Source organism: Pararhodobacter sp. (genome assembly GCF_034676075.1).
In the GTDB taxonomy this organism is placed as follows: Bacteria; Pseudomonadota; Alphaproteobacteria; order Rhodobacterales; family Rhodobacteraceae; genus Pararhodobacter.
In genome coordinates this window covers 21393-28215 of the sequence record NZ_JAUCCQ010000041.1, presented here as the reverse complement: position 1 = coordinate 28215, position 6823 = coordinate 21393, and the positions used below count along the sequence as shown (strand labels likewise).

The window sequence follows — 6823 nt, the reverse complement described above, 5'->3', positions numbered from 1 at the left end:
CCTCGCTTCCTCGCTTCCTCGCTTCCTCGCTTCCTCGCTTCCTCGCTTCCTCGCTCCCTCGCTCCCTCGTTCCCTCGCGTCCTCAGCCCCGCTCGGCCCGGCCGCGCGATCAGCGCACCACCAGATCCGCATGCAGCGCACCGGCAGCGTTGATCGTGTTCAGGATGTCGATCATGTCCCGCGGTCCCACGCCCAGGGCGTTCAGCCCGGCCACCACCTGCGCCAGCGAGGTTCCGCCCGCGACCTCGGCCATGCCGACCCCGGGACGCGGCGTGATCGAGGCGTCGGTGCGTGGCACGACCACCGTTTCGCCGGGGCTGAAGGGGTTGGGCTGGATCGCCTGCGGTGTCTCCTCGACCCGCAGGGTCAACCCACCCTGGGCCACCGCGACCCTGCTGATCCGCACATCCTCGCCCATGACGATGGTGCCCGAGCGCTGGTCGATCACCACCCGGGCCCGTGAGCCCGGATCGACGACCAGGTTCTCGACCTGGCTGAGCGCATGGGCCGCCGAGGGCGCGCGGGTGGCGGCGATATCCAGAAGCACGGTGCCTGAATCCTGCATCGCGGCGACCGCCCGGCCGAAATGGCCGTTGATCACCTGTTCGATCCGCACCGCCGTGGTGAAATCCGCCTGACGCAGCGCCAGCCGGACCCGAGGCAGCGAAGCGAGGGTGAAATCGACCTCGCGCTCGACGCGCGCGCCGCCGGGGATCGAGCCCGAGGTCGGCACCCCCTCGACCACCTGCGCGGCGGCGCCGCGCGCCGCCACCCCGCCGGCCAGAACCGCCCCCTGGGCCACGGCGTAGATCTGTCCGTCCGCCCCGTTCAGCGGCGTCATCACCAGGGTGCCGCCGAACAGGCTGCTGGCGTCGCCGATCGCCGAGACGGTGACATCGACCCGTGACCCCGCGCGCGAGAAGGGCGGCAGCGTCGCCGTCACCAGCACCGCGGCCACGTTGCGGGGCCGGAATTGCTCGCCGGTGATGTTGACCCCCAGCCGTTCGAGGATGTTGGTCATGATGTCTTCGGTGAAGGGCGCGTTGCGGATCCCGTCGCCGGTGCCGTCCAGCCCCACGACAAGGCCGTAGCCGATCAGATCGTTGCCCCGGACGCCGTCGAACTCGACCAGATCCTTGAGGCGGATCTGTGCCGCGGCGGCACTGGCCGTCAGCAGCAGGATCAGAAGGGCCACGAGGGCGCGCTGCATCAGAGATACTCCGTCAGCGACAGCCGTTGCGTGCGGGCGGTCAGCGCATAGAGCGTCTCGAGCCGGGTCTGCACCACATCGAGTTCGCTGGCCGCCTGATAGGGATCGACGCCGATCAGGTTCTGACGGGCCAGGGTGAGGGCGTCGCGCTCGCTGCTGAGGCGCGTCAGCGTGGTGTCGAGCCGTGCCTGGGTTTCGCCCAGGCTGGCCTGCGCCTCGGCGATGGCGGGGGCGGCGCCGATCAGCGCCTCGGCCCCGGCCTGCGCCATGTCCTGGCGGTGTACGTCGGCGAGGTTCAGCGCGGTGCTGCCGGCGAGGGCCGAGATCACCAGCCCGGCCATCAACTTGCGCAGGGCGGGGTCCGCGGCGGTGGGCAGCGCCGGGGCATTGGCGGCGGTGTCGATGGCGGGACCTTCGGCCGCGGGGCCCCCCTGATAGAGGGTCGTCTCGAACAGGCCCCCCGGATCCATGAAGGCGGACGTGACCGCGGCGACGATGTCATCCGGGTCGGTGAGGCCGGTAACCGAGGGCAGGATCGCCGCAAGGATCGCCTCGCCATCGGGCAGCGGCGCCGCGTCGCTCGCATTTCCCGAAAACACCGCCCGGCCCGCCACGCGCTGCGAGAGGGTGCTGGCCAGATCGCCGAGGGCGTTGCGCGCGGCGGTGGCGCCGGCGCGCAGGGTCGCGGGGGCGATGCCGTCGATCGAGACCGCAAGCATCCGGTTGCCGATGTCCGAGGCGATATTTCCCGCGCGGTTGAGCGCCGATTGCGCGATGTCGGCGGCGTTGGTGGCCAGCGTATTGGCCTGGGTGAAGGCCTCGATCCGGGAGAGGCGGCTTTCGACGGCGCTGAGCGGCCCGAGATCGCCCTTGAGCCGGCGCTGGGGATCCTTGGCGACGCCGGTCACCACCTCCTGATTGAGGCGGGACATTTCCTGCCGCAGGATCAGCGTGTTGCGGTTCATGGTGAAGGGCAGGGCCAGGCTGCCGAGGGTGAGCCAGCTCATCGGTCAGATCTCCAACAGGGTGCGCAGCATCGCGTCGGCGGTCTGGATGACGCGGGCGTTGGCGGCATAGGCCTCTTCGATCAGGAGGAGGCGCTGCATTTCGGAATCGGTATCGACGCCTTGCGCGAGGATCGCTTCGGTGAAGGTGTCGTGGCGCGTCTGGGCGCTGGTCTGCGTGTCTTCGGCGCTTTGCCGGTTGCGGGAGATTGCGGTCAGCAGGTCACCCAGCAGCGCGGCCGAATCCTGCAGGGGACTGCCGGGACCGGACGACAGGCTGCGGTCCAGCGCGCCGAGCAACCGGTTGATCTGCGCCGGGTCGCCGACCGGGCCGGGGGCGGCGGCGCCGATCCCGTCGCGGATCCGCCAGAGCGCACCGCCCGCCGCGGGATCGACCGCCGCGTTGAGCGACAGCCGGCCGGCGAGCCCGGGAAGTCCGCTGTCCGGCCCGCCCCCATCGGTGAAGAGGCCGACGGCACCCGCCAGCGTCGGGTCGCTTGCCGGATCCGAGAAGCGGGCGATCAGGTCGCGGGCGAAAGCGTCGATCTGGGTCTGGACGCCGGGCGCGGCCTCGTCCCGGACGGCAAAGCCGGTGCTGAGGCGCCCGCCCCCGACCGGGCCGCGGTCGCCGGTGGCGATGGCGCGGCCGTTGAGGGTAAGGCCGGAGAGACCGGCACCGACCGACATCCCCGCGTCGATGGCGACGGTATTGGTGAAACCGAAGACCGCGGGTTCGGTATCGAGCAGCAACTCACCCGTGGCGGAATAGAGCATGACCCGGCCGTTGTCGCGCGGGTATTCGCGCAGCGGCACGATCTCGGACAGGGAAGAGATCAGCGCCTGGCGCTCATCCTCCAGCCCCTGGGTGGGCTGGCCGCCCATCCGCATCTTGACGATCTGGTCGTTCAGCACATCGACGCGGGCAATCCCCTCGTTCAGGCTGCGGACGTCATTGGCGATGGCCTTGTCGGCCTCGACCCGCAGCTGCTGAACCGTGTCCTCGATGCCGCCCAGCTTGGCGGCGAGGGCCTTGGCGCTGTCCGAGACCGCGGCAAGGCGGCTGGTCAGATCGGGGCGTTCGCTGGCGGCGATCAGCGCCGCGTCGAAGGCCGAGAGCGCGGCCGAGAGCCCCTCGCCGGGTTGGCCGATGCTGGTTTCGATCCGTTGCCAGAAGGCCGAGGCGCTGTTGCCCGAGGCGAGCGCGGCGCCTGCGTCGCGTTGCAGTCCCAGCAGGATCGGGTCGACGAGGCGGGTGACCCCGTTGACCCTGACCCCGCCGCCGACGCCCCCCAGCGTGGCCGCGCTCAGCTCCAGCTGGCGGGCGGCGTAGCCGGGGGTCAGCGCATTGGCGATATTGGCCGAGACCACCTGCACCGCGCGCGCCGAGGCGGCGAGGCCGGAATTGGCGTTGTTCAGTGCGGATGTGATGCCCATGGTCCGGCCCTCCTATCGGTCAGCGCTTCAGATTGGCGGTTTCCTGCAACATCTCGTCCACGGTCTGGATGACCTTGGCGTTGGAGGAATAGGCGCGCTGGGTCTGGATCATGTTGGTCAGTTCCGCCGCCACATCGGTTGCCGATTCCTCGCGCGAGAAGCCGTTGATCTCGCCCGTCGGGCCGTCGCCGGCGTTCCACAGGAACATGGCGCCCGATTCGGGTGCGACCCGATAGGCCTGGTTGTCCAGCGCCATCAGCCCGTTGGGATTGGGCACGTCGACCAGCGGGATCTGGGCGATGGTGCGGATCAGGCCGCTGTCGTAATAGGCCTTCACATAGCCGGTCGCATCGACCTGCACGCCGACCAGCGATTGCACGGGCGAGCCGTCGCGGTCGGTCGAGACGGGGATGAAGCTGTCGGCCATCTGGGTGATGCTGTCCTCATCCCCCAGCATGCCGATGTTCAGCGCGATGGCCTGGCCCGAATCGGTGGTGACGGTGAATTCGCCGGTCAGCGGGTCATAGGCGCCGCCTGCGCCGCCGGTGGTGACGCTGAGGATGCGCCCGCCGTTCGGCGGCTGGTCGTCGAAGGTGATGGTGTAGTCGCCGATCACGTTCCCTGTCGAGGGATCGGTCACCGTGGCGGTCCATTCGTTCGACTGGCCGGTGGCGGGCACGGTCGGCGCGAAGGTCATGGTCAGCGTGTCGGTGGTGCCGAGCGGGCTGTAATATTCCAGCGCCACGTCATGCGAGCGGCCGTCGGAATCGGCGCGGGTGCCGGTGGCAGGCAGGTTGACGCGGACGTTGATGCGCGTCGTCGGGTCCGAGGCGAACTGGTTCGAGTTGATGCGGATCGGTTCCAGCCCGCCGATCGTGTCGCGCGGGAAGGCGGGGATCGAGCCGTCGGGATCGGCGGGCCAGCCCAGCAGGATCAGCCCAGCCGGGTTTTCCAGGAGGCCGTCGGCATTGGGCCGGAACGAGCCGGTGGTCGTCAGCATCAGCGGCAGGTTGCCCGAGCGGTTCAGCGCCGATTGCGCGGTCACCGGCAGGAAGCCGCGGCCGCTGACCGCGAGGTCGGTGGCATTGGCGCTGGCGGTGATGGCGCCCCGTTCGTCGATCAGCCGGATCGTCGAGGCGCGCACGCCCCCGGCGATATAGGGGCCGTAATGCGAGCCGCCCATCACCATCGACTGGAACGAAGCGACGACGCGCTTGTAGCCGAGCGTGCCGGTATTGGCGATGTTGTCGGAGATCGCGGCAAGCCGCGTCGAGTTGGCATTCAGCCCGGCGATACCGGCGTTGAACGAGGAATAGAGGGTGGACATGGGTCCTGCCTTTCGTGCTGGTGCGGAGCGACTGGACCCGAGGTTGCACGAGGCGTCTTAATGGGCGCCTAACGTCCGACCGCTCAGCGGCGGCTGCGCAGCAGGATCAGTTCCAGCCGGTTGTTGCGGACCGACATCGGGTTGGGATCGGCGGGCCGCCGGTCGGCATGGCCGCTCACCCGGGCGATGCGCGCGGGGTCGAAACCGTCCTCGTCCAGCAGCCTGCGGATGCGGTCGGCGCGGGCCGTGGACAGCGCCCAGCGGGGATCGCTGGCCTGGACGACGGAATAGCTGCGGGTATGGCCTTCGATCGCCAAGGGGTTGAGGACCATGCCGAATATCTGCGACACGATGGTCACGATGCGGCGCGTCACCTCGGTCGGTTCGTTGGTCTCGGGCTCGAACAGCGGGGCGCCGGGCAGGTCGAAGAGTTCGACCACCAGCCCCTCGTCGGTCTGGCGGGTGACGACGTGGCGCAAGGCCTCGTCCAGAACCGCGCTTTCGCCGCCGAGGCCGGTCAGGCGCTGCTGAAGATCCTCGAAACTGCGGGTTTCGACCTGGGTATCGACGCCCGAATCGGTCTCGTTCTCGGCGGGGGTGGCGGGGGCGGACTGGTCGCGGGTTTCCAGATCCGAGCCGCCGAACATGCCTTCCCCGCCCGAGGAGATGCGGTGCACCGGGATCGAGGGGTTGAAGTAATCCGCCAGCCCGCGGCGCTGCGATTCGGTGGTTGCGCCCAGCAGCCACATCATCAGGAAGAAGGCCATCATCGCGGTGACGAAGTCGGCATACGCCACCTTCCAGGCGCCGCCGTGATGGCCGCCCCCCACGATTACTTTCTTACGCTTGATGATGATGGGCGCGACGTCGTTCTGTCGGCTCATCTCAACACCTTTATTCACCCGCTTCCGGCCTAGCAGGCAGAGGTGAAGCCGGGGTTAATCCGGGTGCGGCAGCAGGGGTTCGCGGCCCTGATCGGTCAGGGTGAAGACCTCGCGCCCCTCGATCACCACGGCGGTCAGCGGCCCGCCATAGGCGGCCGAGCTGTCGATATTCACCCGGTTGCCGCAATGCTCGGCGGCGGGGCGGTGGGTGTGGCCGTGGACGACCAGCCAGGGATGGGGCCCGGTGAAGTCCAGGAACGGCGCGCGGATCCAGGCCATGTCGGTCTCGGTCTGGTCGTTCAGCGCGACGCCCGGGCGGATGCCGGCATGCACAAACAGCACCCCGCCCCGAAGGTGATAGCTGGGCAGCCCCTCGACGAAGGCGCGGTGCCCGGCGGGGACGGCGGCGCGGGCCTCGGCCGGGGGGGCATCGGGGGACAGGCCGTAGCTGGCCAGCGTCGCATCGCCGCCGATCCGCGGGTTCAGATAATCGAGGCCCGGGCGCAGCGCCGGATCGGCCCGCCCCTCCAGATAATAGCCGAACATGCGGTCGTGGTTGCCCTTCAGCGCCACCCAGTTCTGACCGGAAAGCTGGCCTTTCAGCAGCAGGTCCACCACGCCCCGCGAATCCGGTCCACGGTCGACCAGATCGCCCAGATGGATCACCGGCGCCTCGGCATCGCCGGTGCGGGCGCGGTCGGCGGCGATCCGGGCATGGGCGGCGTGCAACAGGTCGATCTGGCCGTGGATATCGCCGATGGCGTAGCTGCGCAGAGTCATGTGGAATCCCCTTCGGACGCGCTGCCGTTCTGGGCCAAAACCCGGGCGAGTTCAACGCGATGGCAGGGCTCGATTCGCCCCCGGCCCGCCGGACGGCGCGCACTTGACCCAGCGGAAGGCGGGAAAAACCCGGCCGGGGCCTGTCGGGAGGGGGAATTCGGTGACGGAAGGGTGTTGCCGAAAG

The 6823-nt window shown here is 69.5% G+C and carries 6 protein-coding genes; all 6 read right to left on the bottom strand.

Annotated elements, in window-relative coordinates:
* Positions 1-109: 109 nt before the first annotated feature.
* The 6 genes from VDQ18_RS12765 to VDQ18_RS12740 all read right to left on the bottom strand — a co-directional run bounded on the left by VDQ18_RS12765 (position 110) and on the right by VDQ18_RS12740 (position 6633).
* Entirely contained in the window at positions 110-1210 is a 1101-nt protein-coding gene (locus VDQ18_RS12765; RefSeq protein WP_323021319.1) for a flagellar basal body P-ring protein FlgI, read from the bottom strand.
* Positions 1210-2217 carry a flagellin gene (locus VDQ18_RS12760; RefSeq protein WP_323021318.1) on the bottom strand — a complete coding sequence of 336 codons (1008 nt, stop codon included), beginning with the start codon at positions 2215-2217 and terminating at the stop codon, positions 1210-1212. Before VDQ18_RS12760 ends, VDQ18_RS12765 begins: the two co-directional genes overlap by 1 nt.
* Before the next feature lie 3 nt (positions 2218-2220).
* Positions 2221-3648 (bottom strand): flagellar hook-associated protein FlgK, encoded by a 1428-nt coding sequence (gene flgK, locus VDQ18_RS12755; protein WP_323021317.1) that lies wholly within the window; start codon positions 3646-3648, stop codon positions 2221-2223.
* 19 nt (positions 3649-3667) lie between these two features.
* A complete protein-coding gene (locus VDQ18_RS12750; RefSeq protein WP_323021316.1) occupies positions 3668-4975 on the bottom strand; it encodes a flagellar hook-basal body complex protein in 1308 nt (435 codons plus the stop codon).
* An 83-nt stretch (positions 4976-5058) separates the two neighbouring features.
* Complete coding sequence (locus tag VDQ18_RS12745) at positions 5059-5859, bottom strand: flagellar motor protein MotB (protein WP_323021315.1); 801 nt, start codon at positions 5857-5859, stop codon at positions 5059-5061.
* A gap of 54 nt (positions 5860-5913) precedes the next feature.
* Entirely contained in the window at positions 5914-6633 is a 720-nt protein-coding gene (locus VDQ18_RS12740; protein ID WP_323021320.1) for a metallophosphoesterase, read from the bottom strand.
* Between the last annotated feature and the right edge of the window lie 190 nt (positions 6634-6823).